Annotated in this window: 16 protein-coding genes and 1 pseudogene; 10 read left to right on the top strand and 7 right to left on the bottom strand. The window is 60.7% G+C overall.

Annotated features, from left to right (window positions below):
* Positions 1–372 precede the first annotated feature (372 nt).
* The 8 genes from ACMZ91_RS00905 to ACMZ91_RS00870 all read left to right on the top strand — a co-directional run bounded on the left by ACMZ91_RS00905 (position 373) and on the right by ACMZ91_RS00870 (position 7,181).
* Complete coding sequence (locus ACMZ91_RS00905) at positions 373–825, top strand: antitoxin Xre/MbcA/ParS toxin-binding domain-containing protein (protein WP_346469663.1); 453 nt, start codon at positions 373–375, stop codon at positions 823–825.
* Between the two features lie 245 nt (positions 826–1,070).
* On the top strand, positions 1,071–2,651 hold the full coding sequence (locus ACMZ91_RS00900; protein ID WP_346473217.1) for an ATP-dependent nuclease: 1,581 nt from the start codon (positions 1,071–1,073) through the stop codon (positions 2,649–2,651).
* 40 nt (positions 2,652–2,691) lie between these two features.
* Positions 2,692–3,717 (top strand): UvrD-helicase domain-containing protein, encoded by a 1,026-nt coding sequence (locus ACMZ91_RS00895; protein WP_502321948.1) that lies wholly within the window; start codon positions 2,692–2,694, stop codon positions 3,715–3,717.
* A gap of 123 nt (positions 3,718–3,840) precedes the next feature.
* Positions 3,841–4,188 carry an ArsR/SmtB family transcription factor gene (locus ACMZ91_RS00890; protein ID WP_099484974.1) on the top strand — a complete coding sequence of 116 codons (348 nt, stop codon included), beginning with the start codon at positions 3,841–3,843 and terminating at the stop codon, positions 4,186–4,188.
* Positions 4,185–4,715, top strand: coding sequence for an arsenate reductase ArsC (locus ACMZ91_RS00885; RefSeq protein WP_346473216.1), 531 nt, complete (start codon positions 4,185–4,187; stop codon positions 4,713–4,715). Before ACMZ91_RS00890 ends, ACMZ91_RS00885 begins: the two co-directional genes overlap by 4 nt.
* 10 nt (positions 4,716–4,725) lie before the next feature.
* Entirely contained in the window at positions 4,726–5,136 is a 411-nt protein-coding gene (gene arsC / locus ACMZ91_RS00880; RefSeq protein WP_414576661.1) for an arsenate reductase (glutaredoxin), read from the top strand.
* Positions 5,133–5,858, top strand: a complete 726-nt coding sequence (gene arsH / locus ACMZ91_RS00875) for an arsenical resistance protein ArsH (RefSeq protein WP_005411450.1) — start codon at positions 5,133–5,135, stop codon at positions 5,856–5,858. Before arsC ends, arsH begins: the two co-directional genes overlap by 4 nt.
* An 18-nt stretch (positions 5,859–5,876) precedes the next feature.
* Entirely contained in the window at positions 5,877–7,181 is a 1,305-nt protein-coding gene (locus ACMZ91_RS00870) for an arsenic transporter (protein ID WP_346469667.1), read from the top strand.
* Here ACMZ91_RS00870 and ACMZ91_RS00865 read toward each other — a convergent pair.
* The 5 genes and pseudogenes from ACMZ91_RS00865 to ACMZ91_RS00845 form a co-directional block, all read right to left on the bottom strand.
* Complete coding sequence (locus tag ACMZ91_RS00865; protein WP_346473215.1) at positions 7,171–7,488, bottom strand: hypothetical protein; 318 nt, start codon at positions 7,486–7,488, stop codon at positions 7,171–7,173. The two genes, ACMZ91_RS00870 and ACMZ91_RS00865, sit on opposite strands and share 11 nt — an antisense overlap.
* Entirely contained in the window at positions 7,485–10,682 is a 3,198-nt protein-coding gene (locus tag ACMZ91_RS00860) for an efflux RND transporter permease subunit (RefSeq protein ID WP_346473214.1), read from the bottom strand. Before ACMZ91_RS00860 ends, ACMZ91_RS00865 begins: the two co-directional genes overlap by 4 nt.
* 8 nt (positions 10,683–10,690) lie before the next feature.
* A pseudogene (locus ACMZ91_RS00855) lies at positions 10,691–11,497 on the bottom strand (efflux RND transporter periplasmic adaptor subunit); the annotation flags it as partial.
* Positions 11,498–11,634: 137 nt separating this feature from the next.
* Positions 11,635–12,912, bottom strand: coding sequence for a TolC family protein (locus ACMZ91_RS00850; RefSeq protein ID WP_414576665.1), 1,278 nt, complete (start codon positions 12,910–12,912; stop codon positions 11,635–11,637).
* Between the two features lie 203 nt (positions 12,913–13,115).
* Positions 13,116–13,733 (bottom strand): cation diffusion facilitator family transporter, encoded by a 618-nt coding sequence (locus ACMZ91_RS00845; protein WP_114618997.1) that lies wholly within the window; start codon positions 13,731–13,733, stop codon positions 13,116–13,118.
* 104 nt (positions 13,734–13,837) lie between these two features.
* Here ACMZ91_RS00845 and ACMZ91_RS00840 point away from each other — a divergent pair, with 104 nt between their 5' ends.
* The gene (locus tag ACMZ91_RS00840) at positions 13,838–14,272 is read left to right on the top strand and encodes a MerR family transcriptional regulator (RefSeq protein WP_099484980.1); all 435 of its coding nucleotides are present in this window, start codon (positions 13,838–13,840) and stop codon (positions 14,270–14,272) included.
* Positions 14,273–14,323: 51 nt separating this feature from the next.
* On the opposite strand, the gene ACMZ91_RS00835 is transcribed toward ACMZ91_RS00840, so the two are convergent.
* Positions 14,324–14,788 (bottom strand): phosphatase domain-containing protein, encoded by a 465-nt coding sequence (locus ACMZ91_RS00835; RefSeq protein ID WP_231347569.1) that lies wholly within the window; start codon positions 14,786–14,788, stop codon positions 14,324–14,326.
* Positions 14,789–15,187: 399 nt separating this feature from the next.
* On the opposite strand from ACMZ91_RS00835, the gene ACMZ91_RS00830 reads away from it, so the two are divergent.
* Entirely contained in the window at positions 15,188–16,147 is a 960-nt protein-coding gene (locus ACMZ91_RS00830; RefSeq protein ID WP_235644823.1) for an NIF family HAD-type phosphatase, read from the top strand.
* Positions 16,148–16,302: 155 nt separating this feature from the next.
* On the opposite strand, the gene ACMZ91_RS00825 is transcribed toward ACMZ91_RS00830, so the two are convergent.
* Positions 16,303–16,572 carry a helix-turn-helix domain-containing protein gene (locus ACMZ91_RS00825; RefSeq protein WP_032966097.1) on the bottom strand — a complete coding sequence of 90 codons (270 nt, stop codon included), beginning with the start codon at positions 16,570–16,572 and terminating at the stop codon, positions 16,303–16,305.
* Between the last annotated feature and the right edge of the window lie 1,256 nt (positions 16,573–17,828).

Here is a 17,828-nt window from a genome sequence, read left to right as displayed (position 1 = left end):
GCTCGGATCATTTGTGATGGATTTCCCTTTCCAAGCCCAATGATGCCGTGAAATCCATCGCCGGCGCCTTCCCTATAAGGCTTATTGCGGCAGGGCATAGAGGCCCAGTAGTCACTGTTGTCCCCTTCATTGTTTATAGGTCCTGAAGGGGGCACACCACGTTGTTCACTACCAGCCACCACGTGTCGTTGAAATAGAATGCAGACGTGCGGCCGGCAGGCAGTCGGCTGCCAGACCGTCGGCCGGGGCGGGGCTGTTAGGCCTCCCTCGCACCGAACGGTCGAGATGACATGAGCATCGCCCGCCTATGTAGGCCAACTATTTATTCAATCGGCGCATCGCGGAGGGTGCGGTGAGTGAAACGGGAGTAGCATGACTCATCTGCTCCCCCAGGCCAGAGGGATGATCTACCCAATCGCCAGTGACGCCACCAGCCTTGAAGGACCTGCTCTGCGCGCGTTTACCAAGATGGCAGAAGTTTGGAAACTAAGCGCTCATGAGCAGTCGGCAATCCTGGGTAGGCCCATCGACGTTGCTTGTGCACAGCTAGAGGCGGCAGTGACTGACGGCCTTTGGCCAGAAACACTCGAGCGAATCAGCTATGCGCTCGGCATATACCAGGCACTGCACATCCTCTTCCCTGATCAGCAGCAAGCTGACAGCTGGCTACGACGCCCCAACAGCGCAGCACCATTCAAGGGGACCCCGGCCTTGGCCTTCATGTGCTCTGGTCAACTCAACGACCTTGCCACTGTTCGTGACTATCTAGAGGCCCAGGGAATCGCCGCCTCCCTGAAAGCTCCGACGACGTCCAGCAGTCTGTGACCGAGCACCGCTAAGAAAGTCGGGACTATAACCACCACCTCGTCACAACCACCAAACCGCATAGCCGGTACGTGAGACGAACGAAGACGATGGATCCTGTTCATTTAGCAATCCTTGATGACTTAGCTTCTCTGCCCATCAGGTCTGTCCAGAAAACATTCTTTCCAAATCTAGTCCAGTTGGCATCGTTCTTACGAGCCGCGTAAAGTTCTGTAGAGACAGGATAGTCCACCGGGGGATGGAGCATGCCGATCGAACGTATTGTTATCGAGAACTTCAAGTCTTTTCGCCACCTCAATCTGCAGCTCAATGCGCACATGAACCTTGTGGTCGGTGACAACGAGGTGGGAAAGTCCACCTTGCTGGAAGCGATCCACGCAGTGATAACTGGGCAGCTGTATGGTCGCAACCTCACCTACGAGCTCACACCCTATCTTTTCCACCAGCCAATGGTGAGGGAGTACTTAGCGGCTCTGCGCGCAGGAACGCCTGCGTCACCGCCCAGGATCTCCATTGAAGCCTATTTGGGGAACGATCCCGCGCTGGCGTCTTTGCGCGGCACCAACAACTCATTAGGTCTAGACAGTGCGGGCGTCCGATTGCTGGTCGAGCTTAGCGATGACTATCGCGAGGAATTCAACGCCTACCTGCAGCAACACCAGGGCGCGACCAGCCTCCCAGTGGAGTACTACACGGTGCGCTGGTACTCCTTTGCCAACAACGGTGTCACCGCTCGTACCATCCCGTTCGATTCAACTATCATCGATACCCACGGTATCAAGACACTGTCCGGAGCCGATCGCTATATCGCCAGCATCATCGAACAGGCGCTTACCCCAGCGCAGCGCGTTTCGCTATCTTTGAGTTTTCGCCGCATGCGGCAAAGCTTCTCGGAAGAGGACGACGTTGCCGCCATTAATGCTTATCTCACTGAGCATACGGGGGACATCAGTCACAAAGCACTGACGGTTGGCGTGGACTCTTCACCGCGCTCAACGTGGGAAACAAGCTTGTCACCGTACCTGGATGAGCTTCCTTTCACCCAAGCTGGCAAGGGTGAGCAAAGCGCAGTAAAGATGAAGCTGGCTATGCATGCTGCAGGGTCGGCGCATGTACTGCTGATCGAAGAGCCGGAGAACCACCTCTCCTTCTCTGGCATGAGCCAGCTGATTGACAAGATTTCAGCGCTCTCCACGACGCAGCAGGTGGTCATCGCAACCCACAGCAGCTTCGTTCTGAACAAATTGGGCGTGGACAACGTGATCCTGTTCAGCGCCCAAGGCCAGATGAAACTGGATCAGTTGCCGCATGATACGCACGATTACTTCATGAAGCTTCCTGGTCATGACACGTTGCGACTGATTCTGGCCAAGCAGGCAATTCTGGTGGAGGGCCCGTCCGACGAGCTGATCGTGCAACGTGCCTACTTTGATCACCACGGTGTAGCGCCATTGGCCCGTGGCGTGGACATCATCTCGGTCAAATCACTGGCGTTTAAACGCTTCTTGCAGATTGCGGAGCGCCTGCGTATTCAGGCCAAAGTTGTCACCGACAACGATGGCGATATCGCGCTGGTGCAAGAGCGATATGCCGACTTCCCCAATGCCATCTACTATGATTCTGACGAGAGCGCCCCATCGTTGGAAGAGCAACTTATTAAAGCCAACTCACTGGACGAGCTGAACACCGTGCTGGCCAAGTCATTCGCCGACGAGGTGGCGTTGCTCAAGTACATGAAAGGTCACAAGACCGATACGGCCCTAGCCATTTTCAACAGCCCCCATTCGATCAATTTCCCGGACTATGTCCAGCGTGCTATCGCCTAACCGAGTACTGCTTTCGGCAGCCGGCTCTGGCAAGACTACCTTGCTGGTTCGCCAGGCATTGGAGCGGCCACAGCGCCGCGTCGCTATGCTCACTTATACCTTGGAGAATCTCGAAGAGATCCGACGCTCATTCGAGGCCCAAGCCGGCGCGGTGCCTGCGAATGTCACGTTGTATAGCTGGTACGGATTTCTGTTACGCGAGTGCATTCGACCCTATCAGGCGGCATTGTGCCGCGAGCCAAGGGTCGAATCGATTCTGTTCGTTGAAGGACTGACGAACAACCGGGCACCCCGCTCGCAGGTAGCCCGCCACTACCTGGCAGGCGACCGGATGTATTCGGATCGGGCTTCCGATTTCGCCGTTCGTTGCGATGAGCTCACTCAAGGTCAGGTCATCTCGCGCTTGGCGAACATGTACGACGAAGTGTACGTTGATGAAGTGCAGGACTTGGCTGGCTACGACCTAGATCTTATTGAGCGCCTGTTGAAGAGCCCGATCGGCGTTACGCTAGTGGGCGACACGCGCCAAGCGACCTACGCCACCAACTACGCGCCTCGGTACAGCCAGTTTCGCGGACCGAACTTGGCGACGTTATTCCAGCTTTGGGAGTCGCACGGCCTGTGCCAGATCGATCACCGCCTCACGAGTTTGCGATGCGTGCAGGCCCTGTGTGATCTGGCCGACGCGCTCTATCCGCAGATGCCCCGGACCCAATCAGGCAATGATCAGTTGACCGGTCACGATGGCATATACCTTGTCGCGCCCGAGCATGTCACTGCGTACATGCAGGAGTTTGCCCCAACCGTGCTGCGGCATGACCGACGGCAGGCTTGCGATGGCCTACCAGCAATGAACTTCGGCCAGTCCAAGGGACGCACGTATAGCCGAGTCCTCATCTTCCCTAATGGTCCTTTGAAGCAGTACCTGCGCACTGCCGACGCGTCCCGCATAACGGCGCCACCCAAGTATTACGTGGCCTTTACCCGGGCGCGGCAGAGTGTGGCGTTTGTGTATAACGGCACGTGCGCGCTGGTTGGCCACCAGCTCTATACGCCTCAATCCTAAACGCCTTAGCGGAGCGGTAGCTCGCAGGACACGCAGCAGACCTCGATTCCGGACAGGTACATCCGGAGATGGGATCGCCGGCCAGACACTTGCATACTACAAGAATAGTTGTAGGATCTAGACATGAAAGATGATTCCGCCGTCCTCGCACTCTCTGCGCTCGCCCAGTCTGATCGCCTAGCTGCATTCAGGATGCTGGTTCGTGCTGGCCCGGATGGCATGCCCTCCGGCGAAATTGCGGAAGCTCTCGCGATCGCGCCACCACGCATGAGCTTTCACCTCTCGACCCTGGAGCGAGCTGGCCTGCTGCGCTCGTGGCGAGACGGGCGGCGCGTGCTGTACGCCGCTAGCTATGAGCACATGCGCCAACTGCTCGCGTTTCTGACTGAGGACTGCTGCTCCGGGACTCCCGAGATTTGCGGTGACCTCTTCAAACTCGCCCGCCCATGTACCTCGGAGACCTGCGGATGAGCCTTACTCAGCCCTTCAACGTCCTGTTCCTATGCACGGCCAATTCTGCGCGATCGATACTGGCGGAAAGCGCCCTGCGGAGTATTGGCGATGGCCGTTTCAACGCGTTCTCTGCCGGCAGTCACCCCAAGGGCGAGGTCCACCCGCTGGCGATTGAGACGCTGCACGAGGCCAACTACCCGGTCGAAGGCCTGCGGTCCAAAGCATGGGAGGAGTTTGCCGCGGCAAGTGCCCCCCGCATGGATTTTGTCTTCACTGTCTGCGACCACGCTGCTGGCGAGGCGTGCCCACTGTGGCCCGGGCGACCATTGACGGGGCATTGGGGTATCGAGGATCCCATCCGCGAAGCTCACGGGGAAATGTGGCAACGCGCCGCCTTCCGAAAGGCGCTGATGTACCTGGAAAACCGCATCCGAGCCTTCGTCGCGCTGCCACTCCATACGCTGTCTCGAGCAGCATTGACAGCGCAAGTCTGCGCAATCGGCCAGCTCGAAGGCACTTCGTTCTCCCGACCAGACGTTGCTTGAGAGATCCATCATGACACTAACGATCTATCATAATCCGGCCTGCGGCACGTCCAGAAACGTTCTGGAAATGATGCGCCAGTCGGGCGAAGACCCGCAGGTCATCGAGTACCTGCAGTCACCGCCGACGCGCGAGAGACTTGTCGAACTAATTGCCGCAATAGGCATCACGCCTCGCGACCTCCTGCGCAAGAAGGGAACGCCATACGAGGAGTTGGGCCTGGACAACCCTGGCCTCACCGACGACCAGCTGGTGGACGCGATGATGGCTCATCCCATTCTCATCAACCGTCCAATCGTGGTCTCCGACCGTGGCGTTGCATTGTGCCGACCGTCTGAGAAAGTGCTCGCACTGCTGGCGAACCCCGTGTCTTCCTTTACCAAGGAAGATGGCGAGATCGTTACAACCGGGACGTCACCGTGATTGATCGCATTGCGGCAGATCTGCCAAACATCGACCCCACACAACTTGCGCCGATCGACGTAGACGCCCTCATCGGGCTTGGCGACCCGATCCATCCACCGCGGATGCTCATCCTCTACGGCTCACTGCGTGAACGCTCCTTTTCCCGCCTGCTCGCAGAGGAGGTCGGTCGGCTTCTACGCTGGTACGGCTGCGATGTGCGTATCTTCGATCCGCACGACTTGCCATTGCCCGACGGCGCGTCTCCCGATCATCCTAAGGTGAGCGAACTTCGCGAGCTCGCGTACTGGTCCGAGGGCATGGTCTGGGTCAGCCCTGAGCGTCACGGCGCCATGACCGCCATTATGAAGGCTCAGATCGATTGGATACCTCTGGCCGACGGTGCCAAGCGACCGACACAGGGCAAGACTCTGGCCGTCATGCAGGTTTCCGGCGGCTCGCAGAGCTTCAATGCAGTAAACCAGCTACGTGTACTTGGCCGATGGATGCGCATGGTCACCATCCCGAACCAGTCGTCCGTGGCCAAAGCCTTCCAGGAGTTCGATGAGGCCGGGCGCATGAAGCCATCGGCCTACTACCAGCGTGTCGTTGACGTATGCGAGGAGCTAGTGAAGTTCACCTGGCTCGTACGAGGACGCGCAGCCTACCTCGTTGATCGCTATTCCGAGCGCGTTGAGAGCGCCGATGAGCTTTCCAAGCGCGTCAATCAGCGCTCTATCTGACTTCCAACGGTGGGTTACATGCTTGCTCTCGCGATCTTTATCGTCACTCTTGTTTTCGTGATCTGGCAACCTCGCGGGCTTGGCATAGGCTGGTCGGCACTCGCCGGTGCCGCCGTTGCTTTAGCCACTGGGGTTGTCGGGTGGAACGATGTTGGAACGGTGTGGGGAATTGTCTGGGATGCAACGTTCACCTTCGTCGCTCTTATCATCATCTCTCTCATTCTCGACGCAGCCGGTTTCTTCGCGTGGGCCGCCCTGCATGTGGCCCGTTGGGGCGGCGGCAATGGTCGGAAGCTTTTTCCGCTCATTGTCCTGCTGGGAGCTGCAATTGCTGCAGTGTTTGCCAACGACGGCGCGGCTCTTCTGCTGACTCCGATTGTTCTTGCGATCCTGTTGCGCTTGAATTTCCCGCCTGCCGGCGCGCTGGCATTTACGGTCGCCTGCGGATTCATCGCCGATACCGCCAGCCTTCCGCTCATTGTCTCCAACTTGGTCAACATCGTTACAGCGAACTTCTTTGACGTATCCTTTGGGCGCTACGCCGCGATCATGGTGCCGGTGAACCTGGTATCGGTCGGAGCTACTTTGATCGTCCTATGGCTCTGGTTCCGGCGCGACATCCCCAGTAGGTATCCAGTCCAGGATCTAGAAGCGCCCCGCGACGCGATACGCGACGTGGCAGTTTTTCGCGCAGCGCTGCCTCTTCTAGTACTGCTACTAATTGCGTACTTCGTAACCGGGCCGCTCGGCGTTCCTATTGCTTTGGTGACGGGTGCAGCTGCACTAGTGCTGATGGGTATTGCAGGCCGCTGGGCGACTGGAGGCCGGGGCGCCACAATGGCTGTGACCAAGATCCTGTGCGACGCACCCTGGCAGATCGTGCTGTTCTCGATCGGCATGTATCTAGTCGTCTACGGACTGGGTAATGCCTGGCTGACTGAGGCGGCGAGTGCAATCCTAGAGTGGTTGGCAACGCAGGGTAGCTTCGTGGCAACGATTGGTACGGGCTTTGCGGTCGCTGCTCTCGCCTCCATTATGAACAATATGCCTGCGACACTGGTCGGTGCGCTTGCTATCGATGGGGCGAACATATCGACGGCCACTCGCGAGCTGATGATCTACGCCAACGTCGTGGGCAACGACCTTGGTCCCAAGCTGACCCCAATTGGGTCGCTAGCGACCCTGCTGTGGTTGCATGTCCTTGCCGGAAAAGGCCAACGGATTACGTGGGGGCAGTACATGAAGGTAGGGCTCATCCTGACGCCCCCCGTCCTGCTTACCACGCTCATCGCGCTTTGGATTTGGCTGCCGTTTACACGATAACTGCGTAGGCACTCAGGAGAGTCGCAGCGATCACAATTTCTTCAAGGGCGCCGTCGTGGGTGGCGGCGGCGCCGGCCCAGGGTCGTTGAAGGAAAGCACTGCCTGCTCGATGCCGAATTGATCGAAAAGTACCCGGGCGATCACAGCGTGGACCATCAAGGTCCACCGAGGGGGCGGCGACAGTGATCGTGGCCACAATTGCGCGGCCAGTTGCCGGGCCTAGGACCAGCCGCAGGCTGTCTACTGCTTTCACGCCCGGGTCCGTGAACATCGCTGCCCGGACCTCTTCCAAATTGATCTCGTTCATGAGGTTGAGGAATCTTGGATAGCGCCATCGCCACGACTGCCGCGGTCGCGATGTAGCCAGCGGTACAGCACCGGCAGGACCAACAGCGTCAGCGCGGTCGAGGACACGATACCGCCGATTACGACCGTGGCCAGCGGCCGCTGTACTTCAGAGCCAGCGCCTACGTTCAAAGCCATCGGCAGGAAACCAAGGGAAGCCACCAGGGCAGTCATCAAGACCGGTCGTAGTCGCCCCAGGGCGCCATCCCGGACAGCATCTTCGAGGGCGTCGCCTTGCTCACGCAGTCGGCGGATGAAGGCAATCATGACCAAGCCATTGAGTACTGCCACGCCCGAAAGCGCAATGAAGCCTACGCCCGCAGAGATTGACAGCGGAATTCCGCGTAGAGCCAAGGCAATTACGCCACCAGTCAATGCCAAGGGAACGCCACTGAACACGATGGCGGCATCCTTGGCCGAGCCGAAGGCCATGAACAGCAGGGCGAAGATCAGCGCCAATGTGACCGGGACAACCACCGCCAAGCGCTGGCTGGCCGAGATCAGCTGCTCGAACGTGCCGCCGTAATCGATCCAGTACCCCTGTGGAAGCGGTACATCCTGGCCGATGCGGGTACGCAGATCGCCAACGAATCCGCCAAGATCACGCTCACGCACGTTGGCGGTGATCACCACTCGACGCTTGCCGTTCTCACGATTGATCTGGTTGGGCCCGCGCTCTACCTGTATCTTCGCCACTTCTCGTAGTGGAACAGTGCGAGGCCCACCGTTGGCACCAGCGGCTACACGGCTGGACTCATCGATACTGGTGCTCTCCGGCAGTGGAATGGGCAGGTCCGCAAGCACAGCCGGGTCTTGCCGCAGCGATTCGGGCAAACGCACCACCAGGTCGAATCGGCGGTCGCCCTCGATCAGCTGGCCAGCGACGCTACCGCCGATGGCGGTGGCCACCGTGTCCTGCACGTCACCCGGATTCAATCCATACCGCGCCAATGCCGCTGGATCTGGCGTGATGGTGAGCAGTGGTAGGCCAGTAACCTGCTCGGCCTTGACGTCTTCGGCGCCGGGGACCCCGCGCAGGACGCGCTCGACCCGGCTGGCCAGGCGGGTCAGCTGGTCAAGATTGTCGCCGTAGACCTTGACCGCAACGTCCGAGCGAACGCCGGAGATCAATTCGTTGGTGCGCATCTGGATGGGCTGAGTGAACTCGTAGTTGCTTCCCGGGATCTCCTTGGCCGCCGCCTCCAGCTCTTCCACCAGCTCGGCCTTGGGTTTGCGCGGGTCGGGCCATTGGTCGCGGGGCTTGAGCATCAGAAAGGTATCGGCCATGGAGGGGGGCATCGGGTCGGTGGCCACTTCGGCGGTGCCGATCTTGGAGAAGATGTTGGCCACCTCCGGGAACTGGGCCAAGCGCTTCTCCAACGTTTCCTGCATGGCCACCGACTGCTCCAGACTGGTGCCGGGGATACGCATGGGCTGCAAGGTGATGTCGCCTTCATCCAAGCTCGGCACGAACTCCGAGCCCAACCGGGTGGCCAGCACGCCACACCCCACCACCAGCACGGCCGCGCCTGTCAGCACTACGACCCGCCGCCGCAGCGCCCACTCCAGCAGCGGCGTGTAGCGGGCACGTGACCAGCGCATCAAGCGGTTGTCGTGCTCGGCCACACGGCCGCGCAGGAAGGTGGCAATTGCCGCCGGTACGAAGGTCAGCGACAGCACCATGGCACCGGTCAGGGCCAAGACCACCGTGATCGCCATCGGGTGGAACATTTTTCCTTCCACCCCGGACAGCGCGAAGATCGGCAGGTAGACCGCCGCGATGATGCCTAGACCAAACAGACTGGGGCGAATCACCTCAGCCGTGGCCGAGGCGGTCAGATCAAAGCGCTCTTCGTCATTGAGCTGGCGGCCCAGTGCGTGCTGCGCCTCCCCAAACCGGCGCAGACAGTTCTCGATGATGATCACCGCCCCATCCACGATCAGGCCAAAGTCCAGGGCGCCCAAGCTCATCAGGTTACCCGACACGCCGCCACGCACCATGCCGATAATGGTGAACAGCATTGCCAACGGGATCACTGCCGCGGTGATCAACGAAGCGCGCACATTGCCCAGCAGCAGGAACAGCACCACCACCACCAGCAGCGCGCCTTCGATCAGGTTCTTGGACACCGTGCCAATGGTGCGATCCACCAGCGCGGTGCGGTCATAGACGGCCTTTGCATGCACGCCAGCGGGCAAGCTGGCGTTGGCGGCGTCCAGCTTGGCCGCGGCTGCCTGGGAGACTTCCCGGCTGTTTGCGCCGAACAGCATGAAGGCGGTACCGACCACGACCTCATGGCCATTCTGGGTCGCCGCACCCGTGCGCAGTTCCTTGCCTTCGCCTACGCTAGCGACGTCGCGGACGCGAATGGGCACGCCATCGCGCCGGTCCAGCACGATGTTCCCAATCGCGTCCAGATTGGCCAGCTGGCCGGGCACGCGGACCAGAAATTGCTGGCCGTTGCGCTCGATGTAGCCGGCACCGATGTTCTGGTTATTGCGCATGACCGCTGCGACCACATCGTTCAGCGTAAAGCCCAGTGCCACTAACTGGGCCGGATCCGGGGTGATGTGGATCTGCCGCTCAAAGCCACCGATTGTGTTGACCTCGGTCACTCCAGGCGTGGTGCGCAGCTGCGGCCGGATCACCCAGTCCTGCAGGGTGCGCAGGTCCGTGGCGGTATACGGGGTGCCGTCGGGCTTGCGGGCGTTGGGCTCAGCCTCCACGGTGTACATGAAGATCTCGCCCAGGCCGGTAGAGATGGGACCCATCTCTGGGTCCAACCCTTCGGGCAGCTGAGATGCGATCTGCTGTAGCCTTTCGGCGACCTGCTGGCGGGCAAAGTACAGGTCGGTGCCGTCTTTGAAGACGACAGTGACCTGGGAGAGTCCGTAGCGCGACAGCGAGCGGCTGTAGTCCAGCTTTGGTAGCCCGGCCATGGCCGTTTCAATGGCGAAGGTCACTCGCTGCTCGGCCTCCAGCGGCGAGTAACCCGGGGCCTGGGTGTTGATCTGGACCTGGACGTTAGTGATGTCGGGCGTGGCGTCAATGGACAGGTGACGGTAGCTCCACACGCCCAGCGCGACTAGCGCAGCGGTGAGCACCAGCGTCAGCCAGCGGTGGCGGATGGACAGACCAATGAGGCGTTCGAGCATGGCGGGCCTCATTCCTCTTCCACAGTGGATTTTTCGATGTCGGCCTTTATCAGGAAGCTTTGGGCCACCACCACTCGTTCACCCGCCTTAAGCCCTTCCAGCACTTCGGCGCGTTCGGCGTCACGGCGCCCCAGCTTGATCGGCCGGGTGTGGTACGTCTCGCCCTGCTGCACGTAGACAACGTCCTGGTCCTGTGCGGTCTGCAGGGCGGTGATCGGAACCACCAGCGACGCCGATTGGCGATCCACGGTGACCCGCGCCTTGACCGCTGAACCCGGCCGCCACAGCCCATCGGTGTTAGCTACGGTTGCGCGGGCAATAGTGCTTTGGCTGGCAGTGGCGGTGCCGGGCAGGACGCGCTCCAATGTGGTCTGCGCCGTGACGCCATCACTCAAGCGGGTGACCGTCACCGGCACGCCGGCACCGATGTGCTGGGCGTCGGCGCCGAAGATGTGCAGGTCCACCCACAGCGTGGACAGGTCGGCTACCTCGAACAGCGGGGCGCCCTCAGGCGCCGACATGCCCACGGCGGCCGTACGCGCCATGACCACGCCATTGATCGGCGCGGTAACGGTGTAGGTGGTCAGGCTGAGGTTGCTCTCCACTGTCGCGAGCACCTGACCGGTGCGTACCTGGTCACCCACGCCCACTCGCACGGAACGGACCGGTCCGGGGAAGCGTGCAGTGACCTGCGCGATGCGCCCATCGATTGGGGTCAACAGCCCTTGCACCTCATGCTCATCGGCAATCTCACCGGGTCCAGCCGGCGCGACCTGGATTCCCGCCGCCTGCGCAGCTTTGGCCGCGATCTCGGTTTCCAGCGGCGCTTCCTCGTGCTCGCCGTGCTCTTCGCCCTCAGCGGCGTGGCCTCCTTCGGATGCTTCGTTGGGGGTCGACGCGTTGCAGGCCGCCAGCATCAGAGCCATGCCCAGTGCGGTCCAGGAAAAGCGATTCATGGGGTCTCTCCAGTGGAAGCGGCAGCCGGCGGCGTGACAAGCGCCTGGCCGGTCAGTCGTTGAATTTCGATCAGGGCGCGCTGCGCATCCAAGGCGACGTCCAGCTGTTGCTGGGCCATGGCGGTGCGTTCGGACTGCAACTGTGCCCATTCCAGGTAACTGATCGCCCCAGCACGATAGGCACGCTCAGCGGCCTGCTCGGCTCGGGCCAGCTTCGGCAACACGTCGTCGTGCAGGCGCGCCACCTCGGCCTGTGCCACGGTGTAGCGGCCATGGGCTTCGACCAGCGTGGAGTACAGCGACAGGCTCTTGGCCTCGCGCTCGATCGTCAGGACCTGCAGCTCGGCTTCGCCGGCTCGAATCTCTGGCTGTGCGCGGCTGCGGCTGCCCAGCGGCATGGATAAGCTGGCGACCAGCGCGGTGTCATCGGTCTCCTGTAGTCGACGCACTCCGAGCTGCCAGGACAGGTCCGGTGAGGCCGCTGAACGCGCCAGCTGCAGGCGTGCCTGCGCGATCCGGCGGGCGTCGGCAAACTGCGCCAATTCCGGAGTCCGTTCCAACTCATCGGCCAGCGTCTGCATGGAGGCGATCGCCGGCAGGGCCATCGGATCGGCCGGGACCACTTCGAAGGTGGGAGTACGTTCGCCCCACAAAGCAGCCAGATGCTGACGAGCAGCGAGTCGCTGTTGCTCGGCCCGATCACGCTTCAGCTCGGCCCGCGCAAGCGCTGCCTGCGCGGTGAGCAGCACCGACTCGGGTGAGGCGCCGGCCTGCAGGCGCTGCCTGGCGGCGACCACGGTTCGCTGGCGCTGGCCAACATCGATGTCCGCTAGGCTTCGTTGCCGGTCGGCACCAACGACAGCCAAATAGCGCTGCGCCGTCTCGGCTAGCAAGTCCAGGCGCCCGGTCTCGCGCTGCACGGCCAGCGCATCAATCCGGCTTTGTGCCAAGGTACGGCGGGCTTCGAGCTTGCCGCCGCGCTCCAGCACCGAACTCAGGCTCAAGGTCAACTCGGCGCTGTCCAAGCCACCGGCCGCGCCGGTGCCCAGCGCGTTTTCGACCTCGGCACCGAGCGTCCACGGTGGACGCTGCATCGCCTTATCTCGCTCGGCAGCGAGGACAGTGGCTCGCGCATCGACCAGACGCAGCTCCGGATGGGTTTGGGCTACGCGTGCAAAGGCATCGTCCAAGGTCATCAATTCGGCCGCCACCGCAGGCATCGCTACTGCGCCCGTTAACAGCAACGCGGCCAAGGCCGCCCATCGCACAGACATGGAAGTACTCCGAAGGTTCTTGAGATCACAGGGATCGGCCTGCGCCTACATGCGTCACCCGGCAATTGGCGGTCGAAAGGGCGCGACCTGATGCTCATACGCATCTGTACGCGTTTCGGCCTCGATTTCAGGCAAATCCCGGCCGACAGCCAATTTCGCCAGCAGCAATCAGCGCAGGGAAAATCCCAGCTGGCCGCCCGCGGTCATGCAGGGGTCTTGCGCGCGTCGGCGCGTGCCCGGCGCGCGTCGCCCAATATTTCAAAGGCTTCCTTCATCACGTAGAGGCCGATAAAGGCACCGATTACGAAATCTGGATATGGACTGGCCAGCCACCACACCAGTAGGCCAGCCAGGATCACGCCCACGTTGGCTACCACATCGGCTCGGGTGAAAAGCCACGTTGCCCGCAGATGTACTTCGCCAGACTTCAGTGGCGCCAGCATGCGAAGGACCGCGAGATTGACCACTAGCGACAATAGAGCCGTACCGATCATCCACCCGCTTACCGGTTCAGCCCCGTGGAGTACGCGGCGGCCGACCTCGACCAGCACGCCAACGCCCAGAATCAGCAGCACGCTACCGCTAACCCAAGCAGCGTTGGCCTTGAAGCGCGCCGTCCGACCGATAGCGACCAACCCAATGGCGTAGGCCGTGGCGTCGGAGAGCATGTCCAGTGCGTCGGCAAGCAAGCCGGTGGAATGGGCGATCCAGCCGGCAATGCCGCCAATCACCGCCATTGCAGCGTTCAGTGCCAGAGCGATCCACAGCACGCGCCGTTCCTGCGCGTTCTTTGCCTCGTGGTGGCAGCCGCAATCACTCATCGGATCTTCTCCATCGCAGGGGAGCCGGGCCGGCGCGGTCCGCTGGCATGGCAGGGTCCATGAGGGTAAAGTCCGTAGCTACTACGGAGTCAAGCCTACTACGAATGAAAATCAGTGACGCCGCCGCCGCCAGCGGGTGCCATCTGGAGACGATCCGCTACTACGAGCGCATCGGCTTGCTCCCGAGGCCGGGACGATCAGGCAATGGTTACCGGGTCTACGGATTGCCGGACATTGAGCGCCTGCGCTTCATTGCCCGCGGTCGGGACTTGGGTTTCAGCCTGGAAGAGGTCCGTAGCCTGCTGCAGCTGGCCGGCGACGAGGGCCTGTCGTGCGTGGATGTGGATCGTCTGGCCCGCAGCCACTTGTCCGACATTCGCGCCCGGATGGCAGACTTGCAACGTATGGCCAACGAGCTGGAACGGGTAATCGCCAGTTGTCACGGCGGACAGCGAGCTGAGTGCACCATCCTGTCGACGCTGCGCCGGCCGGCTTCCGAGGACTCCCTACGTAAGGAATCGAGCAAGAGCGCTACCTAGGCGCCCGTGGTCCAAAACCTATGCCTTTCGCAGTCCGACCGGTCGACGGTGTCAGTTGCCTGTAGCTTGGCTGCCCGGACCTGGACTCCAGGCGCGTATGAAGTCCTCCTGCTCACGCGTCTCGATCGCACCCGTCCTGACCTGACGAACCATGCTCATGGCCTGCTCACCTGTGGCAGCTGTGCCTGTTTCTAAAAGCAACAAGCACGCTACGGTGCCAGCTCGTCCTAGCCCGCCCTTACAATGAACAACTGCGCGGCTTCCGCGCAACAATTCACGACTGAGTGCTGGACCCAGCTCGCGCCATGCCTCCAAGAAAGAACTGTTCGGCGCTGCGCCGTCTACGATTGGAAGTCCGTACCATTTGATTCCCTGCGCCATCGCCCGCTTTGGCAGCGCGGCAATCCTAAGCTCATCGAACTCCCATGGCTCAATCAGGGAGATCAAGTACCCCGCGCCCCACTGGCGAATCGCGCAAAGATCCACGTCAATGTCACGACTCCATGGCCCCGTCATCGCGGCCTTCTGAAACTTCCCTGGCGCGAAAGTTACACCTACTGCGCCGCCACTGACTCCGACAGCGATCGTGGCGATATGCAGAGGATGTGTGTGACTAGTTCTGAACATTGTCGATCCCTCATCGCGGCAACTAAGAGAGCCACAGCGCAGCGGCGACCACCCATGCCTCCTATGCCGATCCTTGAGCTAAACATTCCAGCCGACCTAGTGGTGCCGCCCTGCCGAGCAGCACAGCAAAGGTGATCCTTTTGTCAGTTGCAGGCAACAAGTACCAGTAGGCTCACGCTACATGCGTACCAGTAGGCTCACGCTGCATGTGTACCAGTAGGCTCACGTGTTGGACAGCGAGAGTGTCCAGGAGCAAGGTGTACACACGCTCCTCGCTAGAGACAACACATGAAGCCGAGCATTCTGGCATTGGACCTCGAAGGGACACTCATTTCCAATGCGATAAGCCAGATTCCAAGACCCGGCCTCTGTCGGTTCTTGGAGGACGTCCGATCGCACTTCAGTCAGCTCATGATGTTTACGACTGTGCCGGAAGAACGCTTTCGCAGCATTGCCGATTTGTTGGTTCGTGAAGGAAGCGCGCCTCCGTGGTTCGCGAGCCTTGAATACATCCATTGGACGGGCAGCACGAAGGATCTACGGCTAGCCACACCAAAATTAGGCGCGGCCTTGCTGCTTGATGATCATCGCCCCTATGTACACCCAGGACAGGAGCATCTGTGGGTTCAGATACCTCTGTTTGCGTCTCCCTACCCGTCAGAGGACGAGGGATTAGCGATCGCGCTTCGACTCCTGCTCGATCGCATCCACGCAACGGGCAATTTCACTGAAGCATCTCTCCAAGAACAGCTAAAGCCACAGGCAGAAGCAACGGGCGCACCACGGCGTTCCGACGCCTGCTCATCGGCCCAGAAGATCCTGTCCGACGCCGCCGTCAGGCGAGATGAACTTGCCGCACAGTGGCATAGCGCCGCCGAAGTCAGTTCACAGCTCGGCCCGTCATTGACCAGTGGTAGCGGCCTAGCCGGTCAGCTGCGCAGAGCCGGCCAGCTACTCGGGGTCTATGTAACGAAGCCTGTGCCCGGCTATCGCTACCCAGACTGGCAGTTTGGTGAAAATGGCGAACCCGTTGAATATTTGGCAGAAATCCTGTCAGTACTGCGTGCACTCGATCATTTCGAGATCGAGCCGGACGGGCTATTTCGCAGCACCGGATGGAGTGAGGCAGAGTGGTTTCTCTCACCGCACGCTCTGCTCAACGGCATGCCACCTGCCGAAGCCCTGACCTCTGATCCAGCTCGCGTGCTGCGGGCGGCCCGTACCGAGTTCGGGCAAGAGGACTCATAGCGTCCCCGTCAATCGACTTCGCTCAATGCACCCAAATCGCAGCTTGGAGACCGATCAATGGCAAGCGTTACGCCGGAATCGTAATGGTGATCAACTGACCACCAGCAACAGAAGGAGCAGTTCGCCCCTGATAACCGGGCGTTGGCCATCGCGCCTTAGCGAATTGGAGGGACGCGCATCGCCCTCCACTCTGACATCAAAAGCGAGCTTGCCTCTGCAGCACTCATGCCAAGGGCCGAGGTGAGCCTGAGGTACTCGAGCAAGTCCAATCTCCGGGCACCGGCCTCAATGGAAGAGATAGTTTGCTGCGGCCAATCCAAGTGCGAGGCAAGCGATACTTGGCTAATTCCCATAGCCTCCCGTCTCGCCCGAAGCTGCTCTACGAGACGCCGGTATGCTTCTTGGTAGATCGTCTTGGTTGCCATTCCGCCCGCTCGAGGAAGCGGACAGCAATCTATGGCCCAGTGCCGAGTTACATGAAAATCATGTAGACAGTGCAACTGGCTGGTGGGTAAGATCGCTCACTGGTGGGAGCCCTTGGAACTGAGTGCGCCATGGACTTGATCAACTGACCCTATCGACTGCAAGGCCAGACGTGGCCTCACTGGTCGCGTCCCTTGGACCGTACTACTCGTGCCTGTGGTGTGCACTCGAAGACTCTGTTACAAGAAATGCCCCGGTCGCCTCAGATGACGGGCCTGTGTGGAGTTTGCTGCGAAACCTCCAGGCGGCGGGAGTACTGCTGACCGAGACCAGCGATTCACCATCCACTCGAAGGTCCCTTTACCACCCTTTCGCCTGGACATACTCTCCGGCGTGGGAGGCTCTCCCAAACCTTCGCAATGCGCTGGCAGTTGCACTAAATGGCTGGCAAGGGCCGGCGCATACAGAAGCTCGTGTCGCTCTGTGGGGGCGGCTTGTCAACGACGAGATATCCGCATACTTGGCGAACCTTCTTCGACGGCACCGAATAAGTCCTGAGCGAGCAAACGGAGTCATCGCAATGCAGGAGAGCCCGTGGTTCAACCTCAGCTCGGGCAGACGGCGATATGTCGCATGGTCGGGGATGCGTGTGGCAGCTAGTGTCATGTTGCAGACTGAGATGAACGAAGAGGCCGCCATGCAAGCACTTTGTAAAGAGATGCAGATCAGATCGCGATGGCTTCAGCGACGGGAGCAAGAAGCAAGACTCGGCCCGAGGGAGTTCTCCTTCTTGCCCAACGCCGACTGGCGCAGACCTATAGCTATTGAGGTCGCGCTAGGGAGCCTCTTGGGATCGGACAGTGACTACTGGACGCTTTGCCCTTCCGCGATACGTCTTACACATGCCGCAAGTTCTAGTCGCTAAAACGTTCCAGCATGCACCTGCTGGCTTGGCCTAGCGCACAGCCGAAGGCGGAGGCGGGCCGCGCGGCACCGAAGACCGCACACGTCGTGGGTCAGAGCTCCCGCCAGCCGATCAGCGCCTGGTTGAGAAGCAGCGATCTACCTCAGACGCTGAAGGGTAGAGACATCCTAGGATGAGAGCAGTTCCTCCCCAGTGGCGCTGTTGAAGACAGAGCGATCTAACCGAAGACCGAACCGACTGACATGGCGCTCGTTCAGTAACTTCTGTATCAACTCGGATACTTCGGTGTCGGATGGCCTCTCCTGCGCTCCAGCGACCAAGCCAAGGGAATCT

It is taken from the genome of Stenotrophomonas sp. FR024 (genome assembly GCF_047500745.2).
Taxonomy (GTDB): Bacteria; Pseudomonadota; Gammaproteobacteria; order Xanthomonadales; family Xanthomonadaceae; genus Stenotrophomonas; species Stenotrophomonas maltophilia_A.
This window is presented reverse-complemented; position numbering and strand designations above follow the sequence as displayed.

Excerpts from the sequence above, each read along its gene's own strand:
- ACMZ91_RS00905 (WP_346469663.1), top strand. The coding sequence starts at position 373 with ATGACTCATCTGCTCCCCCAGGCCAGAGGGATGATCTACCCAATCGCC.
- ACMZ91_RS00900 (WP_346473217.1), top strand. The coding sequence starts at position 1,071 with ATGCCGATCGAACGTATTGTTATCGAGAACTTCAAGTCTTTTCGCCAC.
- ACMZ91_RS00890 (WP_099484974.1), top strand. The coding sequence starts at position 3,841 with ATGAAAGATGATTCCGCCGTCCTCGCACTCTCTGCGCTCGCCCAGTCT.
- ACMZ91_RS00885 (WP_346473216.1), top strand. The coding sequence starts at position 4,185 with ATGAGCCTTACTCAGCCCTTCAACGTCCTGTTCCTATGCACGGCCAAT.
- arsC (WP_414576661.1), top strand. The coding sequence starts at position 4,726 with ATGACACTAACGATCTATCATAATCCGGCCTGCGGCACGTCCAGAAAC.
- ACMZ91_RS00870 (WP_346469667.1), top strand. The coding sequence starts at position 5,877 with ATGCTTGCTCTCGCGATCTTTATCGTCACTCTTGTTTTCGTGATCTGG.
- ACMZ91_RS00865 (WP_346473215.1), bottom strand. The coding sequence starts at position 7,488 with ATGAACGAGATCAATTTGGAAGAGGTCCGGGCAGCGATGTTCACGGAC.
- ACMZ91_RS00860 (WP_346473214.1), bottom strand. The coding sequence starts at position 10,682 with ATGCTCGAACGCCTCATTGGTCTGTCCATCCGCCACCGCTGGCTGACG.
- ACMZ91_RS00850 (WP_414576665.1), bottom strand. The coding sequence starts at position 12,912 with ATGTCTGTGCGATGGGCGGCCTTGGCCGCGTTGCTGTTAACGGGCGCA.
- ACMZ91_RS00845 (WP_114618997.1), bottom strand. The coding sequence starts at position 13,733 with ATGAGTGATTGCGGCTGCCACCACGAGGCAAAGAACGCGCAGGAACGG.
- ACMZ91_RS00840 (WP_099484980.1), top strand. The coding sequence starts at position 13,838 with ATGAAAATCAGTGACGCCGCCGCCGCCAGCGGGTGCCATCTGGAGACG.
- ACMZ91_RS00835 (WP_231347569.1), bottom strand. The coding sequence starts at position 14,788 with ATGACGGGGCCATGGAGTCGTGACATTGACGTGGATCTTTGCGCGATT.
- ACMZ91_RS00830 (WP_235644823.1), top strand. The coding sequence starts at position 15,188 with ATGAAGCCGAGCATTCTGGCATTGGACCTCGAAGGGACACTCATTTCC.
- ACMZ91_RS00825 (WP_032966097.1), bottom strand. The coding sequence starts at position 16,572 with ATGGCAACCAAGACGATCTACCAAGAAGCATACCGGCGTCTCGTAGAG.